Origin of the sequence: Novosphingobium sp. 9 (assembly GCF_025340265.1) — a bacterium.
Classification (GTDB): domain Bacteria; phylum Pseudomonadota; class Alphaproteobacteria; order Sphingomonadales; family Sphingomonadaceae; genus Novosphingobium.
In genome coordinates this window covers 547,564-568,451 of the sequence record NZ_CP022707.1, presented here as the reverse complement: position 1 = coordinate 568,451, position 20,888 = coordinate 547,564, and the positions used below count along the sequence as shown (strand labels likewise).

Sequence of the window (20,888 nt, the reverse complement as noted above, 5' to 3'; positions counted from 1 at the left end):
CGACAACCGCCCCGTCATTCTGGGCCTGACCGGTTCGATCGGCATGGGCAAGTCGACCGTGGCGACGATGCTGCGCGAGCTTGGCGTGCCGGTGTTCGATGCCGATGCGGCGGTCCACGTCCTGCAAGGACCGGGCGGCGCGCTGCTGCCCGCCATCGAGGCGGCGTTTCCCGGCACGACCGGACCCGGTGGCCTCGACCGCGCAAAGATGGGCGCGGCGGTGTTCGGCGATCCGCAGGCGATGGCGCGGCTGGAGGGGATCGTCCATCCCGCCGTGGCCGATCTGCGGGCGGCCTTCCTGCGCGACCATGCCGAAGCGCCGCTGGTGGTGATGGATATCCCGCTGCTCTACGAAAAGGGCTACGAAAAGACGCTCGATGCGGTCGCGGTGGTCTCTGCCCCCGCCGGGATGCAGCGCGCCCGCGTGCTCGCCCGTCCGGGTATGACCGAGGCGAAATTCGAGGCAATTCTGGCGCTTCAGGTGCCCGACGCGGAAAAGCGCGCGCGCGCCGACCATGTGATCGATACCGGCACCACGCTGGAGCAGACCCGTGATCAGGTGGATGCCGTCGTGAAGAGGATAAGCGGAGATTATTAATCCCCGTCCGGCCCTTGCACGAAAGCGTCATGAGGCAGATATGAAGAGGAATGCGAGAGATTATCTTTGACACCGAGACGACTGGATTCGACCCCAAGAGCGGGGACCGGATGGTCGAGATCGGCTGTATCGAGATGATCAACCGGGTGCCCTCGGGCGCCACCTATCACGCCTATTTCAACCCCGAACGCGGCATGCCGGCAGAGGCCGAGGCGGTGCACGGCCTGTCCGATGCCTTCCTGGCCGACAAGCCGCTGTTTTCGGCCTGTGCGCAGGATTTCCTCGATTTCATCGGCGATGCGCCGATGGTCGCGCACAACGCCGGGTTCGATTTCAACTTCATCAATGCCGAGTTGGCGCTCTGCGGTCTCGAGGCGGTCTCGCGCGATCGCATGGTCGATACCGTGGCGCTGGCCAAGCAGCGCCATCCCGGCGCCAAGCTGTCGCTCGATGCGCTGTGCACCCGCTACGGCATCGATCGCAGCCATCGTACCAAGCACGGCGCGCTGCTCGACGCCGAACTGCTCGCGCAGGTCTATGTCGAACTGCGCGGCGGGCGCCAGATCGGCCTTGGCCTTGTGGCCGAGGCACACGAAATCGTGGCGGAAACCAAGGTCCTCGTCCGAAAGGACCGTCCCTTCCGCCAGCCGCGTCCCCACGCGGCCACTGCCGAGGAACTCGCCACCCATGCGGCGTTTCTGAAGTCAGTCGATGCCCCGCTCTGGGGTGAGGGATAACGCCAAGAAGAGGAGCAATTGCCCATGGATATCCGCGTTTCCGGTCATCAGGTCGAAACTGGCGAGGCCCTGCAGGTCTACGCAAGCGAACGTCTCGATGCGATCATCGCGAAGTATTTCAACCGGGCCCTCTCGTCGCACGTCACCTTCGGGCGTGCGCCGGCCGGCGCATTTCGATGCGACATCATCATGCATGTGATGCAGAATCTGGTGCTCAAGGCCACCGGTTCCGCGCAGGACGCGCACCCCGCGCTCGATCAGGCGGCGGAAAAGATCGACAAGCAGCTGCGCCGCTACAAGCGCCGCCTCAAGGACCGCAGCGAGCAGGCCCATCACGCCGCCGCGGTGGAGGAAGCCGCCTACATCATCTTCGAGGAACAGCAGCACCACGAGAACGACGACGAGCCGGAGCAGGAAGCGCCGGTGGTGATCGCCGAAACCCGCGTGGACATTCCCGAAGCCACCGTTTCGGACGCGGTGATGATGCTCGACCTGCGGCACACCAATGCGCTGTTCTTCAAAAACGCTGGAACGGGACGCCATAATATGGTTTACCGCCGCGGCGACGGTTCGATCGGCTGGGTGGAGCCGCACTGACGCTGAGCGTGCGCCATCGGTCCTGCCTCCAGGGCTGATACTTCAACGGCGGACAACGCAAGGAGCCCCGGTTCAGCCGGGGCTCATCTGCATTTGACCACGGGGGCGGTCACGGACCAGATCAGTACGTATACGATGAACCATCTTTTCACCCTGCTGCCCGAAGCCGTGACCACGGTAAGCGCGGACAGCAAGCCGATCATTCTGGGGCGCCTCGCCGATCTTTTCGCGCAGGTCTACGATCTCGATCGCGAGACCGTGCTGGCCCACCTGTTCGAGCGCGAAGCACTGGGCAGCACCGGCTTCGGCCGCCGCATCGCCATTCCCCATGCCCGCATTCCCGGCCTCCAGCGCCCGGTTGCCGGGTTCGTGCGTCTGGAAGCCGCCGTCGATTTCGAGGCGGCGGACGGTCAGCCGGTCGATCTGGTGTTCGGCCTGCTCTCGCCCGATGGCGCAGGCGCGGTCCACCTCCACGCGCTGGCGGCGATCTCGCGCATGATGCGTGACGAGCGCATGCACGAAACCCTGATGGCGGCGCCCAGCGCGGAAGCCATCTACAGCCTGCTGAGCAACGTCATCGAGCGCGATGCAGCCTGACGACAGTATCGCGCGCCCAGTGTCCAACGAAGGGGCTTCCAGCGGGGCGCAGACACACTGGCGGGCGCTGGAAGCGCTCTATCACTCGGCCCCGATCAACCGCCTGTTCCGCTCTTCGCTGGCGATCCACGAAGAAGGCGAGGCGACGATCTCGTTCGAGGTTGGTCCCGAGGTGTTTCATGCCGCAGGCGCGGCGCACGGCACCATCTACTTCAAGATGCTCGACGATGCGGCGTTCTATGCCGCCAATACCCTCGTCACCGACCGTTTCCTGCTGACCACCTCGTTCAACCTGCACTTCTCCGCCCCGGTGCGCGAGGGGCGGGTGACGGCGCATGGCCGGTGGATCAGCGGGCGCCGCCGCGTGCTGGTGGCGGAATCGCGGCTGGTCGATGCAACGGGCGAGGAGATCGGGCGCGGCACCGGAACGTTCATGCGATCGCGCATGGCGCTTTCGGGGCTGGCCGGATACGGCAATCCCGCATCCATCCCCGCCTCCGTTCCCGACGAAGGGTAACGCTTCCGCCATGGACCAGCGCCTGCCCGCCCACCTCGAAGTCGCCGCGCTGATTCGCCGCACGCAGGCTGCCGGGGGATTCGCGATGGTGCTCGCCAAGGGAGAGGCGGACGCCGGAACAATTCTTGTGACGATACAGGAACGTGGCGGTCTGGCCCGTCTCTACGAGCGGATGCCGCGTCTCGACGGCACCCGTGGATGGGACTGTTCGCGGGTGCAGGACGCTGAAAACCCATTCGAATTTACCGAGTACCTCGACCGGCGAAAGGCGCAGGATCGCGACCTGTGGATCGTCGAACTGGATGTCGCAGGGGGCGAACGACTCCTCGTGGAAGGCTGACCCGGTGGGTTGACTTGGCTTTCGCGGGCTGGCAACGGCGCGCTCTCGTTGAAGCGAATGCGGCTTTCGGGGCAGATCGGCCCGGGACGCTAGCACGCAGACGGGGGATCGTCGGCAGGCCGAACGGGTCACATGCTTTCCGCGGGGGGAGCATCCGTTCCAGGGCCTGTGTCTGACCGGTTCACCGCTCTTGAACAAGGCTCGATGAAGAGCAAACTGGTTTGGGCGGGCGCATGTGCCCGTTCCGCGATGGTCCTCGTGACCCTCCTGAGCGCCCTGGGATCGGGCGCGGTAGCCTCGGTGGTGGCACCCGGGCAGACCGAACAGAATCCCGTGGCCTTCGTGTCGCAGCCTGTCGTCCAGCCGCTTCCCAATGCCGAAGCGAGCGCCGGACCTGACGCCGCAGACGACGATGCAGACAACGTGGCCGACCCTGTTTCCACCGATGCTTCGGACCAGAGCGCTTCCTCGCTCTCCGAACTGGTGTCCGACGTTGCCGACAACGCGGGCAAGCTCGACCGCAACATGAAGTGCCTGGCGGGCGCCGTCTATTTCGAGGCGCGCGGCGAGACGCTCGAAGGTCAGCTGGCCGTGGCCCGTGTCATTGTAAACCGCACCAGCTCGGGTCGGTTCCCGACAAGTTACTGCGGCGTGGTGCTTCAGCCCTCGCAGTTTTCGTTCGTGCGCCATCACAGCCTGCCGCATATCGACACGTCTTCGGACACCTGGAGCCGCGCTGTCGCGATTGCGCGCATCGCCGATCAGGGCACCTGGAAGAGCGCCGCCAAGGGCGCGCTGTTCTTCCACGCGACGAGCGTTTCGCCGCGCTGGGGCCTGACGAAGCTGGCCCAGGTCGACAACCACATCTTCTATCGCTGATGATATAGCCTCCTGCTTCCGTAGGAGGCTTGCGGCACCGGCCCACGCCCCCACCCTGCCACCCGACAATAGTAACCTAGGGGGTGGCAGGGTGGGGGCGTGGGCCGGTGCCGCATCAATCCGGCCTTCAGGCCGGATCGAAAACCCTTCAATCCCGCAATTCCACCCAGACCGGCGTGTGATCGCTGGACTTCTCGCGGCCCCGGTATTCCTTGTCGACGCCGCAGGCGACCAGACGGTCGGCGAGTTCGGGTGACAGCAGGGCGTGATCGATGCGGAAGCCGTGATCGCGCTGCCAGGCCCCGGCCTGATAGTCCCAGAACGTCCACACCCCGCCCTGCGGCGCATGGGTGGCCACCGCATCGGTCCAGCCGTCGCCCAGCAGGCGGTAATAGGCATCGCGCGATTCCGGCTGCATCAGCGCGTCCGAGGCCATTGCGGCGGGCGACCACACATCGGCATCGGTCGGGATCACGTTGTAGTCGCCGGTGACGATCGCGGGCACTTCCTCGGCGGCGATCTCGGCCATGCGCGCGCGCAGCCGCTCCATCCAGCGCAGCTTGTAGTCGAACTTCGGCCCGGGCACCGGATTGCCGTTGGGCAGATAGATGCACGCGACGCGCACCCCGAAGACGTCCGCCTCCAGATAGCGCGAGTGCAGATCCTCAGGGTCGCCCTCCAGCCCGCGCCGCACTTCGACCGGCTGTTCGCCGTCCGCCAGGATCGCGACGCCGTTGAAGCCCTTCTGGCCGTGCCACAGCGCCTTGTAGCCGAGCTTCTCGAACTCTTCGATCGGGAAGCCCTCGTCCTGCGTCTTGATCTCCTGCAGACAGGCGACGGAAGGGCGGGTTTCCTCCAGCCATTCGAGCAGGCGGGGCAGACGGGCCTTGATCCCGTTGATGTTGAATGTGGCAATCTTCATGATGCGCCTTGTCGGGAGTGAGCCCCCCTGTCGTCAAGAGCGCGGCCCTATCCCCTGCACGCTTTCATCTCGACATATCCCGTCGCCACAGATACCAATATCGGATCAATCAAATACCAATGACGGGGGCGAGTGGCATTATGCGAAAGTCGGGATCGTTTCGAACGAAGAGTCTGCTGGCAACAGGCGCGGCGGCGCTGCTGATCGCCGTCCCTGCCCTTGCGGCGCCCGCTACCGCACCGGCGATCTTCCCCGCCCCGCAGTCGCTGCGCCTGACCGGGCCGCAGATCGCGCTGGGTGACAGCGTGTCGATCGTCGCCCCCAAGGGCACCGACGCTTCCAGCCTCGATCTCGTGCGGCAGGTGCTGACGCAGGCGGGCGTGGCGCGTGTCCGCGTCGCCTCCAGCATGGGCAAGGGCGAACGGGGGGCGTGCAGGTCGTGCTCGGCACGGCGGACACGCCGCTGGTCGCCAAGGCGCTTTCGCAGACCGGCGCCAGCGTGCCCGATCACGAAGAAGGCTATGCCCTCGCCAGCAAGGCCGACGAGAGTGGCGCGCTGATCGTGCTGGCGGGCAAGGATGCGGACGGTCTCTATCACGCGGCGCAGAGCTTGCGGCAGTTGGTGGCGAAAGACAGCATCGCCTCGCTGACCATCGCCGATTACCCTGCCATGCCGGTGCGCGGCACCATCGAGGGCTTCTATGGCAAGCCGTGGACCATGGCGCAGCGCGAGGCGCACATCGCCTTCCTCGCCCGGTTCAAGGCCAATACCTATATCTACAGCCCAAGGACGACACTTACGCCCGCGATCACTGGCGCGATCCCTACCCCGCCGAAACGCTCGATGCGCTTTCGAAGGTGGTCGATGTTGCCAACCGCGAGCATGTGAATTTCGTCTATGCGATCTCGCCCGGCCCCTCGGTGTGCTACAGCGATCCGGCTGACCTTGCCGCGATCCGCGCCAAGTTCGGCGCGCTGCGGGCACGCGGCGTGCGCAGCTTCTACGTCGCCTTCGACGATATCGAATACACCAAATGGAACTGCAAGGACGACGAGGCGAAGTTCGGCGCACCGGGAGAGGCGGCTGCGGGCAAGGCGCAAGCCAGCCTGCTGAACGCGGTGCAGGCCGATATCACGGCCGACAATGTCAGTTCTGGGGCACATACCGGCCGCCACGGCGCGCTCATCATGGTGCCGACCGAATATTACAACGCCACCGTCTCGCCCTACAAGACGGCGCTGGGCGAAGCACTCGATCCGCGCGTGGTGGTGCAGTGGACGGGGACCGACGTGGTGCCCTCCTCGATCTCGGTGTCCGATGCCAAGGCCGCGACCAAGGCCTTCGGGCGCAAGACCCTGCTCTGGGACAATTACCCGGTGAACGACTATGGCGAGTCCGCCGGTCGACTGCTGATGGCGCCCTATGATCGCCGACAGGCGGGGCTTTCCAGCGAACTGGAAGGCGTGGTCGCCAATCCGATGAATCAGGAAGTGGCGAGCCGTCCCGCCGTCGCGGGCCTGCTGGCTTTCGCCTGGAACGACAGTGCCTACGATGCGCAGCGCACCTGGCGCGCCGCCGCGCGTGACATGGCGGGCGGCGATGCGGAAACCACGCAGGCGCTGCTGACCTTCTTCGACACCCAGCACCTCGCGCCGACCTTCGGGCACCAGCCCTGGCAGCCGCAGGCGCCGGTGCTCGCCGCGAAGGTCGATGCGGTGCGCGATGCGCTGGCGAGCGGTGACGTGGCCGCGTTGCGCGCGGCGCTGGCCCGTCTGGGCAAGGCCGCCGATGCGCTTGCGGCGGCGCCCGATCGCATCCGCGCCGGCGTTCCGGGCGAGACCGGGCGCGGGTTCGTGGCGGAAGCGGCGCCCTGGCTCGATGCGACGGCGCTCTGGGGCCGTTCGCTGCGCCTGACGGTCGATGGCCTGAATGCCGCACTGGAGGGCAGCGAGGCCGCGCCGCGTGACTTTGCAGAGGCGAAGGCGCTGGCGGACAAGGCCACCGCGATCCAGTCGATCCCCGGCGCCACGCGGATCGGCGGGCCGATCAAGGTCGCCGACGGGGTGCTCGATACGTTCGTGGCCGATGCGCCGGGGCTGGTCTGGCAAGCCCCGGCACCAGCGCCGAAACCCTGAGGGACAAACGGGAAGGGCCGGAAGTCGAACTTCCGGCCCTTCTCGTATTCAGCGCTATTCTGCTGCGATCAGATCGCGAAGCTCGATCCGCAGCCGCACCCGGCAGAGGCATTCGGATTCTCGACCCGGAACGCCGCGCCGCCCAGCGATTCGACGTAATCGACCACGCAGCCGCTCACCAGATCGAGGCTGACCGAATCGACCACCAGCGAGACGCCATCGGTCTGCGTCACCGAATCGTCGGCATCGGCAGCATCGGTCAGTCCGAAGCGATACTGGAAGCCCGAGCATCCGCCCCCTTCGACGGCAAGGCGCAGGATCGCGGGCTTGCCCTGCTTCGCGGCGATGGCGGCAACGCGCGCGGCGGCAGAGGGGCTGAGCGTGAGAGCGGTGGTATCCATGGCTGCGAATGTAGGCGCGCCGCCCTTCTCCGACAAGGTGGAGGAAGGTGGCGCCTCAGAGTCCGTTCGAAAATTCGCGCATGCGAATTTTGCGGCACCGGCCCCATTTTGTTTTTTGGCGCCCCCACCCTGCCACCCAACGGTAGTATCCTGCGGGTGGCAGGCCCCCTCAGCGAATATGTCCCCCGGACATATTCGTGATCTTCGGAACGGGAGAGGGCCGGTGCCGTCTCAAAAATGCCGTTGCAGGCATTTTTCAAACAGCCTCCTCAGGAGGTCTGGATATAGGAGCGCATCGCCTCGGCTTCGGATTCCACTTTCTCGATGCGGTACTTCACCAGATCGCCGATCGACACGAAGGCGACCATGGTTCCACCTTGCACCACCGGCAGATGGCGGATGCGCCGCCGCGTCATCAGCGCCAGCGCGCTCATCACCGGGGTATCGGGCTCCGCCGTGACGGGCGGCGCGGTCATCACGTCGCCCACGCGCATCGCCAGCATCGAGGGGCCGAATTCGCGCAGGCGATAGATTACGTCGCGTTCGGAGAAGATGCCGACAAGCTCATCGCCGTCCATCACCGGCAAGGCACCGATGCGGCGCTCGGCCAGAAGCCCGGCGGCTTCGCTGACAGGGGTGGATACATCGCAGCGCACGACATCGCCGCGTCCTTCGATCAGACGTCCGATCGTCATTTCGACTCTCCCTCTTTTGTGTGTTGGAGGCGAGAGTATCAAAGCGCAAAGCCGCCGTCACGCGGGGTTATGCGGCTCTAGACCCCCTCTAGCCTCTCTTAGGTGGTCCTTACCCTGCCTTTGCCTCCCCTGTGTCGGCACGGGGGGACTTGCGTGATCGCTTGCAAGCGCACAGATGATTTCACGTGAAACATCGCTCGTCCCTGCTCCAGAATCCCCAGAAGGCGGCGCTCGCCTGGGCGCGCTATCGCCGGGTCATGGCGTGGATGATGGCCGTCACGGTGCTGCTGGTGATCGGCATGATCGTCCATCTGTGGCGCGGTAACGGACTGATTTCCGTACATTTCTATATTGCGGCCGCGCTGGGTCTGGGGCTGTCGATGCTACTCGCCTCGGCCCTGATGGGGCTGGCGTTCCTGTCCAGCAGCAGCGGTCATGACGATGCGGTGGGCAGTGCGCAAACCGGCGAGGACGCGATCACGCCTCCGGAGGCGTAAGCCGGAAATCCGCCACCGGCTCGCCGCCGATCAGGTGTTCCTGAATGATACGCTCCAGCACGGTTTCGGTGCAGGAATGATACCAGACATTGTCGGGCCAGATGACCGCGACAGGCCCCGCAGCGCAGATCCGCAGGCAGTCCGCCTTGGTGCGCGCGACCCCGCCCTGCCCATCCAGCTTGAGCTGTTTCAGGCGCTTTTTCAGATACTTCCACGAAGCCGCACCAACAGCGAGAGAGCAGCACTCGCCCTTCTGCGGCTCGGCACAGATAAAGATCTGTCGCTGGACAGTCGGCCCGCCAATCTTCGCGAAAGCGGCCTGCGCCTTTTCGACCTGACGATCCCCAACCGACATCGACAACCCTTCCCGTCAGCCCTTCTTGCCAACGATCCGCGCGATTTCGGCGGCGACGAGTCGCTCCACCAGCGGCGGCAGGTTCTTGTCGAGCCACTCGGCCAGCATCGGGCGCAGCAGATCACGCGTGAGCCCTTCCAGCGAGGTTTCGCCAGAGCGCACGATCTGCGGCGACGCGCCGGGTTCCGCCAGCATGGCCAGCGCCGCCAGCGATTCGCGCATCGATGCCCGCGCACCGGGAGGAATCAGGCCGTTTTCCGTCGCTTCATCGTCCTCGTCATCGGAGATGAATGCGGCACTGGCGGCAAGATCGAGCACGTCTTCGGGATCGGGCACAGCGGGAGCGGCTTGCGCCGGGGTCGCTGTGGCCGGCGCTTCCGGTGTGAACGGTTCGCTGCGCGACCGGGTCGAGCGTGTACCGGCGCGATTGTCGCGGGCGATCACCTGTTTGATCGATTCGAGAATATCCTCGACGCTGGGTTCACCCGGCTGACGCATCGTTACCTAAATCCCCTGAGACAGGCACAATCCCGCCTACAGCGCCAATTGTGACTGACCTGAAGCTGGAGCGCAAGGCCGGAACGGGCTCAGTGCGGCCCCATCGTCGTATCGTTGCCGTCGGGATTGTCGGCATCGAGATCATAGGCCTGTGCCCGTTCGGCAGAGATGTTGCCGTCCTGGATCGGAGTATCGACCGTGCGGGTGGACTGCGCTTCGGGCGCGGGATCGTTGCCCCAGTCGGACATTTTGGCCTTCACCCGCCGGTAATTGACCTCGGGATCATAGAGCACGCCGCCGTCGAGATTGAGATCACGTGCCTCGGCATGGCCCATGGCTGCGAGCAGCGTGAAGCCTGCGACGTAGGCATCGCGCCGCGCTGTGACCAGCGAGACCTGCGCGTTGAGGTACTCCTGCTCGGCATTGAGGATATCCAGAATCGTGCGGTTGCCCACGCTGTTTTCGGCCCGTACGCCTTCAAGGCTGAGCTTGGCGGCGTCGACCGCGACTTGCGATGTTCCGATGAGATCGTTCGCAGCCTTCCACGAGGAATAGGCCGAGCGGACCTGCGCGATGACCTGGCGCTCTGCAGCGATTTCGGTTTCCATCGTCGCCTGCGCTGTGGCCTGCGCCTGTCGCCGCTTGGCGGCGGGAAGGCCGCCCTGGAAGATCGGCAGGTTGATCTGCACGCCCGCCTGTGCGCTCGTCTCGGTCTGAGAATAGAGGCTGGGCAGCGCACCGCCGAGCGTGCCGAAATAGTCGTTGTACCCCCCTTGCGCGAAGAGGTTCACCGTCGGGAGGCGCCCTGCCCCGGCGACGTCGATGTCCTTTTCGGAGGCCTTGGTACGCTCACGCGCGGCAATCAGATCAGGGTTGTCGTCGAGCGCGATGCGCACGGCATCGTCGGGTGAGGCCGGTAGGCCGGGAAGCGGCGGCGGCGGCACGAGATCGACCGGGGCCTTGCCGACCAACTGGATATAGCTCTCGCGCGCATTGGTAAGCGTCGCCTCGGCATTGCGGACCTCGCCCTGCGCCTGTGCAAGGCGCGATTGCGATTGGGCAACGTCGGTGCGGGTCAGATCGCCGATCTGGAAGCGGTCGCTGGTGGCGTTGAGGTTCACTTCCAGAACGTGGACATTCTGCCGGTTGAGCGCGACCACGGCCTCGCCCCGGATCACGTCCATATAGGCCGAGACCACACTGGAAAACAGCGAGCTTTCACTGCCGCGCAAGTCTGCCTGCCCAGCATCGACGCGGATCTTTGCCGCCTTGACGCTGTTCTTCACGGCGCCGCCCGAATAGATCGGTTGGCCGATCGTACCGGTTGCAGCCAGAGCGCGTTCCGGGCTGGTATAGGAATTGGCGCTGCGCTTGACGAACTCGGTGTAAGTTGCCGTCGCGCTGGCGTTGGGCAGGCCCGAGGACCGGGCGATGGGGACGTTCTCGTCCACCCCGCGCTGCTGGGCGCGGGCGGATTCGAGCGTGGGGTTTGTCTGGTAGGCCGTCACGAGCGCATCGCGCAGGGTATCGGCTCTTGCCGCTGGAATACCGGCAAGCCCCGTCAGACATCCCCCCACGATGAGCCCGGCGCGCCATGCGAACCGGGCCATAAACTTAGAAACTCCAGCGCTTGGGCGCAGCAAATTCGGGAAGAGCGGGAATCCCCATTTCCGCCAGCTGCTGCAGGGAAACCACGCCGTTGACCTTGGTGCCGGTGGCGATGCGGCTGACGCCGCGCACCATCAGACCACAGGATACACGACCGCCTTCGGCGATCTGCGCGGAGAGTACGTCGGGCAGCACTTCGATGGCGCCGTCGATGACGACGAGCGTGACGTCAGCCGGGCCGGTGATAGAAGCAAGGGCGTCAGGCGCGACAACATCAAGCGAGCCCACCAGCGGACGCAGTAACGCCGCAAGATAGCCATTGGCATCGCCGATAAGGAGCGCCTTGTCGGCCTTCGTCGGGCGGCCATCGGCGATCAGGCGGGCATGGACCAGCGGAGCGGCCAGCATGCGACCGTTGCCGAGCGGCAAGGCGCGGTCGATATAGGCGACATTGCGCAGGTCTGCCGGGACGAAATCCTCGCGTGCGACCGAGGCCATCGCCTCCAGCACCCAGGGCTCGTTCACGCCGCTGGTGCGCAGCTGGCTGACGATCATCGCGCGGCGGGCGGTATCGGAGGCGGTGGACCGGGTGTCGGTCAGGGTCATGGTGGAAACTTCCTTCCAGGCTTACGTACCCGGAAGCCCCTATCTCCGGCTTTGCGGTTCATCGGGGCTCGCGCACGTTCGGACGAGAATATAGGCCGCCTTCTATGCCAAGCGGAGGGCAAGGCCAAGGGGTTTGCCGCGACGCTTGTCGATGCCGGTCAGCGGTTTGCCGATCCTGCAAGTGCAGTTGTGTTCGGCACACGAAGGACTGCGAAAATGCGATTTTGCGCTGGGCGGCAAGTGCCCCTAAGGGGAGGCGTGGCAAGAGACGCAAAATTGCGCAAAGGGAGCCCCGTCCATGACCGAAATGGTGACCATCCGCGAAAGCGACCTGATCGAGAGCGTTGCCGACGCGCTCCAGTACATCAGCTACTTCCATCCGATGGATTATATCCGCGCGCTCGGCGACGCCTATGAGGCCGAACAGGGCCCCGCTGCGCGCGATGCCATCGCCCAGATCCTGACCAACAGCCGGATGTGCGCCGAAGGGCACCGTCCGCTCTGCCAGGACACCGGCATCGTCAATGTGTTCATCGAATGGGGCCAGAACTGCCGCCTTGAATCCGACCGCTCGCTTCAGGAAGTGGTCGATGAAGGCGTGCGCCGCGCTTATGGCAATGCCGAGAACAAGCTGCGCGCTTCGGTGCTGGCCGACCCGGCGTTCACGCGTCGCAACACCAAGGACAACACGCCTTCCGTGCTGTCGGTAACGATGGTTCCGGGCTCGAAGATCTCGGTTGACGTTGCGGCCAAGGGCGGCGGCAGCGAGGCCAAGTCGAAGTTCAAGATGATGAATCCCAGCGATTCGATCGTGGACTGGGTGATCGAAATGCTGCCGCAGATGGGCGCCGGCTGGTGTCCGCCGGGTATGCTGGGCATCGGCATCGGCGGTACGGCCGAGCACTGCGTCAAGCTGGCCAAGCAGAGCCTGATGGAGCCGATCGACATGGCCCAGCTGAAGGCCCGCGGCCCGCAGAACGACATCGAGGCGCTGCGCATCGAGATCTTCGACAAGGTCAACGCGATGGGCATCGGCGCGCAGGGCCTTGGCGGCCTTGCCACGATCCTCGACGTCAAGATCCTCGACTGGCCGTGCCATGCCGCGAACAAGCCGGTGGCGATGATCCCGAACTGCGCGGCAACCCGCCACGCGCACTTCACGCTGGATGGTTCGGGCCCGAGCTACCTCGAAACGCCCAAGCTGGACGAGTGGCCCAAGGTCGAATGGAAGCCCAGCAAGGAAGCGATCCGCGTCGATCTCGACACGCTGACGCCCGAGCAGGTGCAGGGCTGGAAGCAGGGCGATCGCCTGCTGCTGAACGGCAAGATGCTGACCGGCCGCGATGCCGCGCACAAGCGTATTCAGGACATGCTGGCCAAGGGCGAGGAACTGCCCGTCGATTTCAAGGGTCGCGTGATCTATTACGTCGGCCCGGTCGATCCGGTGCGTGACGAAGTCGTCGGTCCGGCAGGCCCGACCACCGCGACGCGCATGGACAAGTTCTCGGACACGATGCTCGACCTTGGCCTGCTGGCCAGCATCGGCAAGTCCGAGCGCGGTCCGGCGGCGACGGAATCGATCGCCAAGCACAAGTCGGCCTATCTGATGGCGGTCGGCGGCGCGGCCTATTTGGTCAGTCGCGCCATCAAGGAAGCCAAGGTACTTGCCTTTGAGGATCTCGGCATGGAGGCCATCTACGAGTTCACCGTCGAGGATATGCCGGTGACAGTGGCCGTCGATTCGGAGGGCAAGAATGTCCACCAGCTCGCGCCGCTGGTGTGGAAGGAAAAGATCGCCAAGGAGCATCTGCTTCCGGCCTGATCTGCCCGACGGACAAGTTGAGAAAGGCGCCGCGCGACAAGGTTCGCGCGGCGCCTTTTTAGTGGCGCATTCGATGGGTGTCGTCCTGCTTCGACGAGCGTGCTGGCCTTCACCGCAACGCACGCTAGTCTGTCATCGATGAGATCATCCCTTCTGCAACCGCGCGTTCCGGCGCGGGCCGTTCTTGGATCGCTGGCTGCGCTCTGGGCCTGCTACTTCGTGCTGGCGACCGCGCGCGGCGCGCTGGTTGGCCTCGATCTCGACTGGCCGATCGTGTCGCGACGGCTGACGATTTGCGTCCTTTCGGCTATGGTCATGGCGGTGTCGTGGCCGTTGCTCCAGATGATCGAGCGGCGTTCATGGACATTCCGGCTGACGGCGGTGCTGGCAGGTGCACTGCCGCTGTCGTTCGCGCTGGCGCTGATCAACGACACGATCTTCTCCGATCTCGAAACGACGATGGAGCCGCCTGCCGGGACGGTGAGCGTTGGTGAGGACGGCAAGATTCGCATCACGCGAGATGATGGCGGGAATATCCTTGTCGATATTCCCGAGGCTGCTCCACCAGCGCCTCCGGCTCCTCCCGCTCAAGTTCCGGGGGCGGAACCTACCGCCATGCCTGCTTCGCCGCAGGCGCCACAGATCACCATTCATTCGGGTGGGGATGAAGATGAGAAGGCGCGGATCAGTCGCGCTGTTTCGCTGGTGGATACCTCGCTGGGACGATACTTTCTGATCCTCGCCTGGGCAGCGCTCTATTTCGCGCTGGCCAAGGCTGAGGAAGCGCGCGCGGCGGAACGGCGCGAAGGGGAGTATCGTCGGGCTGCCGAGGCGGCGGAATTGCGGAGTTTGCGTTATCAGGTCAATCCGCATTTCCTGTTCAACACGCTCAATTCTCTGTCTGCGCTGGTGATGACCGAGCGGCATGACGATGCCGAAACGATGATCCAGTCACTTTCCAGCTTCTACCGGCATACGCTGTCCGGCGATCCCACCGGCGATATTTCGCTCAGTGAGGAGATCGAGCTGCAACAGCTTTATCTGAAGATCGAGGGGGTTCGTTTTCCCAACCGCCTGCGCGCGGCGATCGCGGTTGACGCGGAAGCGGCCAGCGTAAAAGTGCCGGGCATGATCCTGCAGCCGCTGGTCGAGAACTCGGTAAAGTATGGCGTAGCTGCAACGCAGCGCCCGGTTACGATCGGCATCCGCGCGCAGCGAAAGGGCGAAATGCTCGAAGTGGTGGTCGAGGATGACGGTCCGGACAAGAGCGAGACGGCGCCTGTGCTGGGCGCGGCGGGCTGCGGGATCGGCCTTGCCAACGTGCGGGACCGGCTGCGGGCGCGGTTTGGCGGACGTGCCAGTCTGTCGCACGGCGTCCGAGCCGGGGGTGGCTATGCCACGATCTTGACGATACCCATGAGCGATGCTGGCAGTGACGCAGGATGGCTGTCGCTGGACGGGGTGAGAACATGAGCGATATCGAAGGAAACGCGCCGCTGCGTACATTGATCGTCGATGACGAACCTTTGGCGGTGGAGCGTATGCAGGTGATCTGCTCGCGCCTTCCGGCTCTGGCGGTGGTCGGCACAGCCAGCGATGGGGAAGCTGCATTGCGGCTGATCGATGCGCTGGCGCCTGATCTGGTGCTTCTGGACCTGACGATGCCCGAGACCGACGGACTGACCGTAGCGCGTCGTCTGGCGGACCGAACGGCTCCACCCGCGGTCATCTTCGTGACGGCACACGATGAGTTCGCGGTCGAGGCCTTCGATCTCGATGCGGTGGACTATGTGCTCAAGCCCGTGGCGCCGGATCGCCTGGAGCGGGCTGTCGGTCGCGTGCGGGGGCGCCGGATCGAGCGCCCTGCCCCGGTCGATGCCTGGCTTTCGGAATTCTGGGTGCCGCATCGCTCGGAACTGGTCCGCATTCCGGCGGGCGATGTGGTGCGGATCGATGCCGAGCGCGATTACGTCAAGCTCCATGTCCGGGGCCAGAGTTATCTGCTGCTCCAGACGATCACCAGTATCGAGCAGCGGCTGGACCCGGAGCGGTTCATTCGCATCCACCGCAGTTGTATCCTGCGCCGGGACTGTGTGACAGGGCTGGTCCACGAAGGTCTGGGCGTCTGGTCTGTGGAAACTGCCGATGGCGAGACCTTGCGGATCGGCCGGACTTATCTTCCTGCCGTCAAAAAAATGGCGGGCCGCTGATCCGGTTTCCCGGTCGGCGCCCGCCAGTCGGTCACGCTTTTCTCTTTTGGGACGCGGGTGAAGGGGGTCATCCGCCGAGGCGGGGCAGGTTCTTGTCGGCTGCAGCGGCAATTACTGTCTGGGCCTGCTGCTTTACCTGCACACGGGTATCAACATAGCAGGCACGCCAAACCCAAGGAGCCGGCTTCTGGCCCTGTGCGTCACGGGCGTTCTGGCAAACGTCCAGCGCTGCCTTGTCAAGGCGCTGCTGAAGGGTGTGTTGGCCCTCATAAGTGGTTAGGTCGAGGTCGTTGTAGTGGACCAGAGTGGTGTTTGCATGGGCACTGGTGGAGGCTGCGAAAAGACCGCCGGTCAGGGCGAGGCTAAGAGCGGCGGCGGCGAACTGGGTCTTGAACATCGGGCTTCTCCTTGAGGGAGCCGTCTGTTTCCGGACCCTTTTGTCCGCAGCGGCTCGATGAGGTTGTTCTGCGACGACCCGCGATTCGATTCATCCGAAGGTCGACTTGCGCGCAGCATGGATCGACGAAGGAAAAGCGCTGCCGACGAGCGACATTTGCCATCGACGAACAGCGTCGGTTGCCATCGACCGAGCAGGTGTCATGTTCGGGCAAACGATATAAGGCTGGCGTGGTCCGATGATCCTGATGCTCGTGTTCTGTCTTGGCATCGTCAATTTCGCGGCTCACAAGGCCGTGATCGAAAGTGGTCATCCGATGATTGCGCAGGCTCCATGGTATTTTCAGCCGTTGGGCGGCACGCTGAGCCTGCTGGTCGAGTTCGCAATGCTGTGGGGGCCATGGTCATGGCGGTGAGCGGATCGGTTGGCTGGGCTCTTGTGTACCTCGGATACTCGGGAATGAATGCCGTGGCCGCCTGGTTACTCATCAGCGGGCGGCTCTGATCGGGAACCCTGCGGCATGCCCCCGGTTGTTTGGGGCAGCAACAATGAATGACGGCGAAAGGAGAAGGCGGCGTGGGGGGCACCCGAGTCTGGCTGGTTTGTAATCCGGATAGCGGCAGCAATGACGAGGTGGCGGTTGAACAGCTTTGCGAGGATTTTGCTGACGCAGGGTTCCACGTGGAACGTCTTGTGCGGTTTCCGGACGAGGATGCCCCCTCACCTTCGCAGCTGGACGATGCCGACGTGGATCTGCTGGCCGTATTTACCGGTGACGGTACGATTCATGCTGTTGTCGCTGCGGCTTCGGGTTGGTCCGGTGCTGTTCTGGTGTTGCCCGGCGGCACGATGAATATGCTGTCCAAGCGCCAGCACGGCGATGTTGACGCGAAGACGATCCTTTCACGCCTCCGCCCCGGTGCCATCACCTGCACTCGCCCCAGTGTGATCCGTTCGCGACATGGCGTGGCGCTTACGGGTGTGCTGGCAGGGCCGGGCACGGTCTGGAATGAAGTGCGCGAGGCAATGCGGGCCAAGGATTTCGTCGAGTTCCTGTCCACGACCAGGCAGGCGATCAGCTGGTCTGCCAACGGGCCGAAAGTTCGTTGCGCCGAGGTCGACGGCGGGCGTGAGGAAGGCTATGCCGCCATCACCGTCACGCCGCAGGATGAAGGCCTGCAGGCCAAAGGCTATTATGCGGAATCGCTTGCGGACTATGCGGGACAGGGCATCGCCCTGCTTAATCGCGATTTCCGTGACGGCCCGCATGATGATCTGGGCATGCACCGGCGTGTTCGTCTGACCTGCCCCGATGGCGAGCCGATGGGCCTGTTGCTGGATGGGGAGCCGTTCGACGGTGCTGCCGAAGAGGAATTCGAGATGACTGCCTGTGACGTCGATCTGGTGATGACCAAGCATGGTTGAGATGTCTTCCACCCCGATCAGACTGTTTCATATCAGCGATATTCACTTCGGTCTTGAAGATACCCGTGCGCTGACATTCGTCGAAGACGCGATCGCGCGCGAGAAGCCCGATGCGGTGGCGATCACCGGCGATCTCACTATGCGCGCGCGCCATCGCGAATTTCGCGATGCGACCGCGTGGATCGGTTCGCTCGACGTGCCGGTGACGGTCGAGGTGGGCAACCACGACATTCCCTACTTCAATTTGTACGAGCGCTTCTTCGATCCGTACAAGCGCTTCCATGCGATCGAGCGGATGCTGGAAGTGCAGCTCGATCTTTCGGGCCTTGCCATCGTGCCCCTCAAGACCACGACGCGGGCGCAATGGCAGCGCTTTCCCTGGTCAAACGGCTGCGTGACCGACAAGGCTCTTGCCGAAACGCTGGCGGCGATCGATGCGCTGCCCAAGGGCACGCGCGTGCTGGTCGCCGCGCACCACCCTCTGCCCGAGCGCCGCAAGCGCGATGGCAAGCTGCTGACGATCAACGGGACCAAGGCGATGGAAGCGCTCGCCTCGCGCAAGGTCATGGGAATTCTGACGGGGCACATTCACGATCCCTTCGATCTTGTCGAACAGACCCCGGCTGGACCGCTGCGGATGATCGGTGCCGGCACGCTGTCGAAGCGCATCCGCTCGACACCGCCCAGCTTCAACGAGATATTGATCGAGGGCGATGTGATCCGAGTGATCGTGCGCAATCTTGAGGATGTGGATACGCGCGCGATGCAGATCGACGACGTGCCCGAGAACGCCCTCCCACCACGCGAACCGGGAGAACCGGTTTCGGGCGTGGCGACGGTGCCGCTGGTCGATCCGCCGGTACACTGACTGGCAGATGGGTCGCTCTCAGGCGCGGTCCATCTTGGCGGCGTAGATCAGGCGGCCCTCGCCCAGATGGGCGAATGCCTGCGCGATCTGGCTGTCTCCCACGGCAAGGCAGCCCTCGCTGCGCCCCAGTTTGCCATGCGTGTCGATCATGTCCGGTTCGGCATACCAGGCGCCGTGCACCACGATCGCGCGTGAGAGCGCATTGCTGTTGGTCGGATCGAGGCCGATCAGGCGCTGCGAATGACCATGCTGGCCGGAGTAGTAAGCGCCGGTCAGATAGGCGCCTTCGCTGCTGGCATTGGAACCGGGCTGGTTCGAGAAACGTTGAAGCCATCCGGAGTGTGCAGGATCTGAACCGGAGCCGTGGGAGACCAGAAGCGAGGTCGTGGTGCCTGCTTCAAGATCGACCAGATGGAATCGCGGGTCGGACGAGGACGAGGCGAAGTCTACCACGCCGATGCGGTCGCGTTTGAACGTGTCGCCATGCCGGTCGAGCGCGCCAAGCGCGGCGGACATCAGCATCGGGCGAATGCCCGAGGCGCGGATGGCGTCGGCATGCTCCATCGCCTGCGCCTTCACCGCTGGCGTCGGTACGGGACGGCGGCGGGTCGACAGGGCCTGGACAGCGCTGGAGGAACTCGCGGCCATGACCGTGGCCGCGACGATGAAATTGCGTCGGGTAAGAATCATATGGCGCCCCTAATGCCACGAGTGATCGACAAGGTCTTGGCCAATCGCGCCCATCCGACCACAAGCTGTTGACGTGCGACGAACAGCGCGCATGTCGGGAAGGAGGATCGCAGAGAAGCGATGACGACCACGCGAAACCGTCCGGCCAATGCCGATACCTATCGCGGCGCCGTATCTTCGGCTGTGCGCGCCCTGCAACGCACGCACGGATTGTCGGACGGTGAATTTGCCGAGCGGATTGGCTGCTCGCCCGGCACGATCCGCAATGTTCGCGCCGAGCAGACGAGCCTCGATCCCGTGCTGCTGCTGCGACTGGAGCAGGAATTCGGTCCCGGCGCTATCGACCCGGTGCTGCGGCTGGCTGAAGTGCGGGCCTATCCCCTGCCCACTTCGATGACCAAGCAGGACCCGGTGCTGGCGGTTGTCGAGGCGTTGCACCGGATCATCGAAGTCCACGCGATCGATGGCAACAGCAAGGCGCGGATCACCCCTGCGGAGTTGCGCCGCATCATCGTCGAACTGCGCCATGGCCGCGCGGCGCTGGACACGCTGATCGCGCGGGCAGACGGGAGCGGCGGCGGGTGACACTTTCGCTTCCCCGGCCGAGCGATGCTGCCAGAGCCTTGCTGGTGCGCCGGGTGCGCGCGGTGTTCAACGATGCCGCGCGCGGTGAAACGCCGGTACTGCCCTCACCCGATGCACTGTTCGCGGAAGGAACGCCGATCCGGCAGGTTCATGGCGATGTCGTGGCGATGATGGTGGGCGGCATGTCTGCGCTCCTGCTTCAGATGCTTCATCCGGCGGCGCTGCAGGGTGTGCTCGATCATTCCGACTTTCGCCACGATATGGCAGGTCGGCTGCGGCGCACTGCACGGTTTATCGCCCGGACGACCTATGGCCCACGCGAAGAAGCCGAGCAGGCCATTGCCCGCGTCAATCTGATTCACCAACGGATTCAAGGTACTTTGCCGGACGGGCGCCCTTATTCCGCCACGCAGCCGCGCGTGCTGGCGTGGGTTCACCTGGCCGAGGCGACAAGCTTTCTCGCCGCCTACCGCCGCTATGCCGATCCCGAGATGAGCGGGGCGGCACAGGACAGCTACTTTGCCCAGTTCGCCGAAGTGGCGCGTCGTCTGGGTGCCGATCCGGTGCCGGAAAGCCGCGCCGAGGCAGCAGCCTTGCTCACCGAGATGCGCGGCGATCTGGTGGGCAGCGAGCAGGCGCGGGAGGTGGCGCGCTTCGTGTTGCAGGGGTCGCGGCGGACGGTTGGCGGTGCGGTTCAGAAGCTGCTGGGCACAGCAGCCATCGACCTGCTGCCGCCCTTTGCCGCACCGATGCTGGGCTTCAGTTCCGGAAAGGCCCGCCGCCTGCCTGCTCTTGCCGCGACACAGGCCATGGCCGAGACCGTGCGCTGGGCCTTCGCCGGGGTACACAGAGCTGGAACGTGAGAAAGGCCACCTCCCCTCGTGAGGGAAGCGGCCTTTTCCTTGGTT

The 20,888-nt window shown here is 64.7% G+C and carries 26 protein-coding genes and 1 pseudogene; 18 read left to right on the top strand and 9 right to left on the bottom strand.

What is annotated here, in order from left to right:
- The first annotated feature begins 43 nt into the window (after nucleotides 1-43).
- The 7 genes from coaE (at nucleotide 44) to CI805_RS02770 (ending at nucleotide 4,265) form a co-directional block, all read left to right on the top strand.
- Nucleotides 44-598 carry a dephospho-CoA kinase gene (coaE, locus tag CI805_RS02800; protein ID WP_260927737.1) on the top strand — a complete coding sequence of 185 codons (555 nt, stop codon included), beginning with the start codon at nucleotides 44-46 and terminating at the stop codon, nucleotides 596-598.
- Between the two features lie 50 nt (nucleotides 599-648).
- Nucleotides 649-1,335, top strand: coding sequence for a DNA polymerase III subunit epsilon (gene dnaQ / locus CI805_RS02795; protein ID WP_260926059.1), 687 nt, complete (start codon nucleotides 649-651; stop codon nucleotides 1,333-1,335).
- 24 nt (nucleotides 1,336-1,359) lie between these two features.
- On the top strand, nucleotides 1,360-1,932 hold the full coding sequence (gene hpf / locus CI805_RS02790; protein ID WP_260926057.1) for a ribosome hibernation-promoting factor, HPF/YfiA family: 573 nt from the start codon (nucleotides 1,360-1,362) through the stop codon (nucleotides 1,930-1,932).
- A gap of 135 nt (nucleotides 1,933-2,067) precedes the next feature.
- Nucleotides 2,068-2,529: a PTS sugar transporter subunit IIA gene (locus CI805_RS02785; protein WP_260926055.1), complete on the top strand. Its 462-nt coding sequence runs from the start codon at nucleotides 2,068-2,070 to the stop codon at nucleotides 2,527-2,529.
- A complete protein-coding gene (locus tag CI805_RS02780; RefSeq protein WP_409934925.1) occupies nucleotides 2,519-3,046 on the top strand; it encodes a PaaI family thioesterase in 528 nt (175 codons plus the stop codon). The genes CI805_RS02785 and CI805_RS02780 overlap by 11 nt, the downstream gene beginning before the upstream one ends.
- A gap of 10 nt (nucleotides 3,047-3,056) precedes the next feature.
- The gene (locus CI805_RS02775; RefSeq protein WP_260926051.1) at nucleotides 3,057-3,386 is read left to right on the top strand and encodes a DUF1491 family protein; all 330 of its coding nucleotides are present in this window, start codon (nucleotides 3,057-3,059) and stop codon (nucleotides 3,384-3,386) included.
- A 249-nt stretch (nucleotides 3,387-3,635) separates the two neighbouring features.
- Nucleotides 3,636-4,265, top strand: coding sequence for a cell wall hydrolase (locus CI805_RS02770; protein ID WP_260927735.1), 630 nt, complete (start codon nucleotides 3,636-3,638; stop codon nucleotides 4,263-4,265).
- A gap of 148 nt (nucleotides 4,266-4,413) precedes the next feature.
- Here the strand turns inward: CI805_RS02770 and xth are convergent, their stop codons facing one another.
- On the bottom strand, nucleotides 4,414-5,187 hold the full coding sequence (gene xth, locus CI805_RS02765; protein WP_260926049.1) for an exodeoxyribonuclease III: 774 nt from the start codon (nucleotides 5,185-5,187) through the stop codon (nucleotides 4,414-4,416).
- A gap of 119 nt (nucleotides 5,188-5,306) precedes the next feature.
- On the opposite strand from xth, the gene CI805_RS02760 reads away from it, so the two are divergent.
- Nucleotides 5,307-5,747, top strand: a complete 441-nt coding sequence (locus CI805_RS02760) for a glycoside hydrolase family 20 zincin-like fold domain-containing protein (RefSeq protein ID WP_260926046.1) — start codon at nucleotides 5,307-5,309, stop codon at nucleotides 5,745-5,747.
- Nucleotides 5,687-7,323, top strand: a pseudogene (locus tag CI805_RS02750) (beta-N-acetylhexosaminidase family protein). Before CI805_RS02760 ends, CI805_RS02750 begins: the two are co-directional and overlap by 61 nt.
- 68 nt (nucleotides 7,324-7,391) lie before the next feature.
- Here the strand turns inward: CI805_RS02750 and erpA are convergent.
- On the bottom strand, nucleotides 7,392-7,724 hold the full coding sequence (gene erpA, locus CI805_RS02745; RefSeq protein WP_260926024.1) for an iron-sulfur cluster insertion protein ErpA: 333 nt from the start codon (nucleotides 7,722-7,724) through the stop codon (nucleotides 7,392-7,394).
- Between the two features lie 269 nt (nucleotides 7,725-7,993).
- Nucleotides 7,994-8,419, bottom strand: coding sequence for a CBS domain-containing protein (locus tag CI805_RS02740; RefSeq protein ID WP_260926018.1), 426 nt, complete (start codon nucleotides 8,417-8,419; stop codon nucleotides 7,994-7,996).
- A 185-nt stretch (nucleotides 8,420-8,604) separates the two neighbouring features.
- Between CI805_RS02740 and CI805_RS02735 the strand changes: the two genes are divergently transcribed.
- Entirely contained in the window at nucleotides 8,605-8,916 is a 312-nt protein-coding gene (locus tag CI805_RS02735; protein ID WP_260926016.1) for a hypothetical protein, read from the top strand.
- Here CI805_RS02735 and CI805_RS02730 read toward each other — a convergent pair.
- The 4 genes from CI805_RS02730 to CI805_RS02715 all read right to left on the bottom strand — a co-directional run bounded on the left by CI805_RS02730 (nucleotide 8,897) and on the right by CI805_RS02715 (nucleotide 11,983).
- Complete coding sequence (locus tag CI805_RS02730) at nucleotides 8,897-9,271, bottom strand: (2Fe-2S) ferredoxin domain-containing protein (RefSeq protein WP_260926013.1); 375 nt, start codon at nucleotides 9,269-9,271, stop codon at nucleotides 8,897-8,899. The genes CI805_RS02735 and CI805_RS02730 overlap by 20 nt on opposite strands.
- 15 nt (nucleotides 9,272-9,286) lie before the next feature.
- The gene (locus CI805_RS02725; RefSeq protein WP_260926010.1) at nucleotides 9,287-9,769 is read right to left on the bottom strand and encodes a DUF2497 domain-containing protein; all 483 of its coding nucleotides are present in this window, start codon (nucleotides 9,767-9,769) and stop codon (nucleotides 9,287-9,289) included.
- Between the two features lie 89 nt (nucleotides 9,770-9,858).
- Nucleotides 9,859-11,379: a TolC family outer membrane protein gene (locus tag CI805_RS02720; protein WP_260926007.1), complete on the bottom strand. Its 1,521-nt coding sequence runs from the start codon at nucleotides 11,377-11,379 to the stop codon at nucleotides 9,859-9,861.
- Between the two features lie 4 nt (nucleotides 11,380-11,383).
- Nucleotides 11,384-11,983: a protein-L-isoaspartate O-methyltransferase family protein gene (locus CI805_RS02715; protein ID WP_260926003.1), complete on the bottom strand. Its 600-nt coding sequence runs from the start codon at nucleotides 11,981-11,983 to the stop codon at nucleotides 11,384-11,386.
- A gap of 298 nt (nucleotides 11,984-12,281) precedes the next feature.
- On the opposite strand from CI805_RS02715, the gene CI805_RS02710 reads away from it, so the two are divergent.
- From CI805_RS02710 to CI805_RS02700, 3 genes are all read left to right on the top strand, one after another.
- The gene (locus tag CI805_RS02710) at nucleotides 12,282-13,805 is read left to right on the top strand and encodes a fumarate hydratase (RefSeq protein WP_409934924.1); all 1,524 of its coding nucleotides are present in this window, start codon (nucleotides 12,282-12,284) and stop codon (nucleotides 13,803-13,805) included.
- Nucleotides 13,806-13,943: 138 nt separating this feature from the next.
- Nucleotides 13,944-15,278, top strand: a complete 1,335-nt coding sequence (locus CI805_RS02705; protein ID WP_260926000.1) for a sensor histidine kinase — start codon at nucleotides 13,944-13,946, stop codon at nucleotides 15,276-15,278.
- Nucleotides 15,275-16,015, top strand: coding sequence for a LytTR family DNA-binding domain-containing protein (locus tag CI805_RS02700; protein ID WP_313958514.1), 741 nt, complete (start codon nucleotides 15,275-15,277; stop codon nucleotides 16,013-16,015). Before CI805_RS02705 ends, CI805_RS02700 begins: the two co-directional genes overlap by 4 nt.
- 67 nt (nucleotides 16,016-16,082) lie before the next feature.
- On the opposite strand, the gene CI805_RS02695 is transcribed toward CI805_RS02700, so the two are convergent.
- Nucleotides 16,083-16,412 (bottom strand): UrcA family protein, encoded by a 330-nt coding sequence (locus CI805_RS02695; RefSeq protein ID WP_260925996.1) that lies wholly within the window; start codon nucleotides 16,410-16,412, stop codon nucleotides 16,083-16,085.
- Between the two features lie 238 nt (nucleotides 16,413-16,650).
- Here CI805_RS02695 and CI805_RS02690 point away from each other — a divergent pair, with 238 nt between their 5' ends.
- From CI805_RS02690 to CI805_RS02680, 3 genes are all read left to right on the top strand, one after another.
- A complete protein-coding gene (locus CI805_RS02690; RefSeq protein ID WP_260925987.1) occupies nucleotides 16,651-16,827 on the top strand; it encodes a hypothetical protein in 177 nt (58 codons plus the stop codon).
- Nucleotides 16,828-16,988: 161 nt separating this feature from the next.
- Nucleotides 16,989-17,837, top strand: a complete 849-nt coding sequence (locus CI805_RS02685; RefSeq protein ID WP_260925985.1) for a diacylglycerol kinase family protein — start codon at nucleotides 16,989-16,991, stop codon at nucleotides 17,835-17,837.
- A 1-nt stretch (nucleotide 17,838) separates the two neighbouring features.
- A complete protein-coding gene (locus tag CI805_RS02680) occupies nucleotides 17,839-18,705 on the top strand; it encodes a metallophosphoesterase family protein (RefSeq protein WP_260927729.1) in 867 nt (288 codons plus the stop codon).
- Nucleotides 18,706-18,723: 18 nt separating this feature from the next.
- On the opposite strand, the gene CI805_RS02675 is transcribed toward CI805_RS02680, so the two are convergent.
- Nucleotides 18,724-19,395, bottom strand: a complete 672-nt coding sequence (locus tag CI805_RS02675; RefSeq protein ID WP_260925971.1) for a murein L,D-transpeptidase catalytic domain family protein — start codon at nucleotides 19,393-19,395, stop codon at nucleotides 18,724-18,726.
- Nucleotides 19,396-19,515: 120 nt separating this feature from the next.
- On the opposite strand from CI805_RS02675, the gene CI805_RS02670 reads away from it, so the two are divergent.
- Together CI805_RS02670 and CI805_RS02665 are read left to right on the top strand one after the other, a co-directional pair.
- Nucleotides 19,516-19,980, top strand: coding sequence for a helix-turn-helix domain-containing protein (locus tag CI805_RS02670; RefSeq protein WP_260925969.1), 465 nt, complete (start codon nucleotides 19,516-19,518; stop codon nucleotides 19,978-19,980).
- Complete coding sequence (locus tag CI805_RS02665) at nucleotides 19,977-20,843, top strand: oxygenase MpaB family protein (RefSeq protein ID WP_260925966.1); 867 nt, start codon at nucleotides 19,977-19,979, stop codon at nucleotides 20,841-20,843. Before CI805_RS02670 ends, CI805_RS02665 begins: the two co-directional genes overlap by 4 nt.
- Nucleotides 20,844-20,888 lie beyond the last annotated feature (45 nt).

Coding starts and splice junctions, on each gene's coding strand:
- coaE (WP_260927737.1), top strand. CDS start 44: ATGGGCAAGTCGACCGTGGCGACGATGCTGCGCGAGCTTGGCGTGCCG.
- dnaQ (WP_260926059.1), top strand. CDS start 649: ATGCGAGAGATTATCTTTGACACCGAGACGACTGGATTCGACCCCAAG.
- hpf (WP_260926057.1), top strand. CDS start 1,360: ATGGATATCCGCGTTTCCGGTCATCAGGTCGAAACTGGCGAGGCCCTG.
- CI805_RS02785 (WP_260926055.1), top strand. CDS start 2,068: ATGAACCATCTTTTCACCCTGCTGCCCGAAGCCGTGACCACGGTAAGC.
- CI805_RS02780 (WP_409934925.1), top strand. CDS start 2,519: ATGCAGCCTGACGACAGTATCGCGCGCCCAGTGTCCAACGAAGGGGCT.
- CI805_RS02775 (WP_260926051.1), top strand. CDS start 3,057: ATGGACCAGCGCCTGCCCGCCCACCTCGAAGTCGCCGCGCTGATTCGC.
- CI805_RS02770 (WP_260927735.1), top strand. CDS start 3,636: ATGGTCCTCGTGACCCTCCTGAGCGCCCTGGGATCGGGCGCGGTAGCC.
- xth (WP_260926049.1), bottom strand. CDS start 5,187: ATGAAGATTGCCACATTCAACATCAACGGGATCAAGGCCCGTCTGCCC.
- CI805_RS02760 (WP_260926046.1), top strand. CDS start 5,307: ATGACGGGGGCGAGTGGCATTATGCGAAAGTCGGGATCGTTTCGAACG.
- erpA (WP_260926024.1), bottom strand. CDS start 7,724: ATGGATACCACCGCTCTCACGCTCAGCCCCTCTGCCGCCGCGCGCGTT.
- CI805_RS02740 (WP_260926018.1), bottom strand. CDS start 8,419: ATGACGATCGGACGTCTGATCGAAGGACGCGGCGATGTCGTGCGCTGC.
- CI805_RS02730 (WP_260926013.1), bottom strand. CDS start 9,271: ATGTCGGTTGGGGATCGTCAGGTCGAAAAGGCGCAGGCCGCTTTCGCG.
- CI805_RS02725 (WP_260926010.1), bottom strand. CDS start 9,769: ATGCGTCAGCCGGGTGAACCCAGCGTCGAGGATATTCTCGAATCGATC.
- CI805_RS02720 (WP_260926007.1), bottom strand. CDS start 11,379: ATGGCCCGGTTCGCATGGCGCGCCGGGCTCATCGTGGGGGGATGTCTG.
- CI805_RS02715 (WP_260926003.1), bottom strand. CDS start 11,983: ATGACCCTGACCGACACCCGGTCCACCGCCTCCGATACCGCCCGCCGC.
- CI805_RS02710 (WP_409934924.1), top strand. CDS start 12,282: ATGACCGAAATGGTGACCATCCGCGAAAGCGACCTGATCGAGAGCGTT.
- CI805_RS02705 (WP_260926000.1), top strand. CDS start 13,944: ATGAGATCATCCCTTCTGCAACCGCGCGTTCCGGCGCGGGCCGTTCTT.
- CI805_RS02700 (WP_313958514.1), top strand. CDS start 15,275: ATGAGCGATATCGAAGGAAACGCGCCGCTGCGTACATTGATCGTCGAT.
- CI805_RS02695 (WP_260925996.1), bottom strand. CDS start 16,412: ATGTTCAAGACCCAGTTCGCCGCCGCCGCTCTTAGCCTCGCCCTGACC.
- CI805_RS02690 (WP_260925987.1), top strand. CDS start 16,651: ATGATCCTGATGCTCGTGTTCTGTCTTGGCATCGTCAATTTCGCGGCT.
- CI805_RS02680 (WP_260927729.1), top strand. CDS start 17,839: ATGTCTTCCACCCCGATCAGACTGTTTCATATCAGCGATATTCACTTC.
- CI805_RS02675 (WP_260925971.1), bottom strand. CDS start 19,395: ATGATTCTTACCCGACGCAATTTCATCGTCGCGGCCACGGTCATGGCC.
- CI805_RS02670 (WP_260925969.1), top strand. CDS start 19,516: ATGACGACCACGCGAAACCGTCCGGCCAATGCCGATACCTATCGCGGC.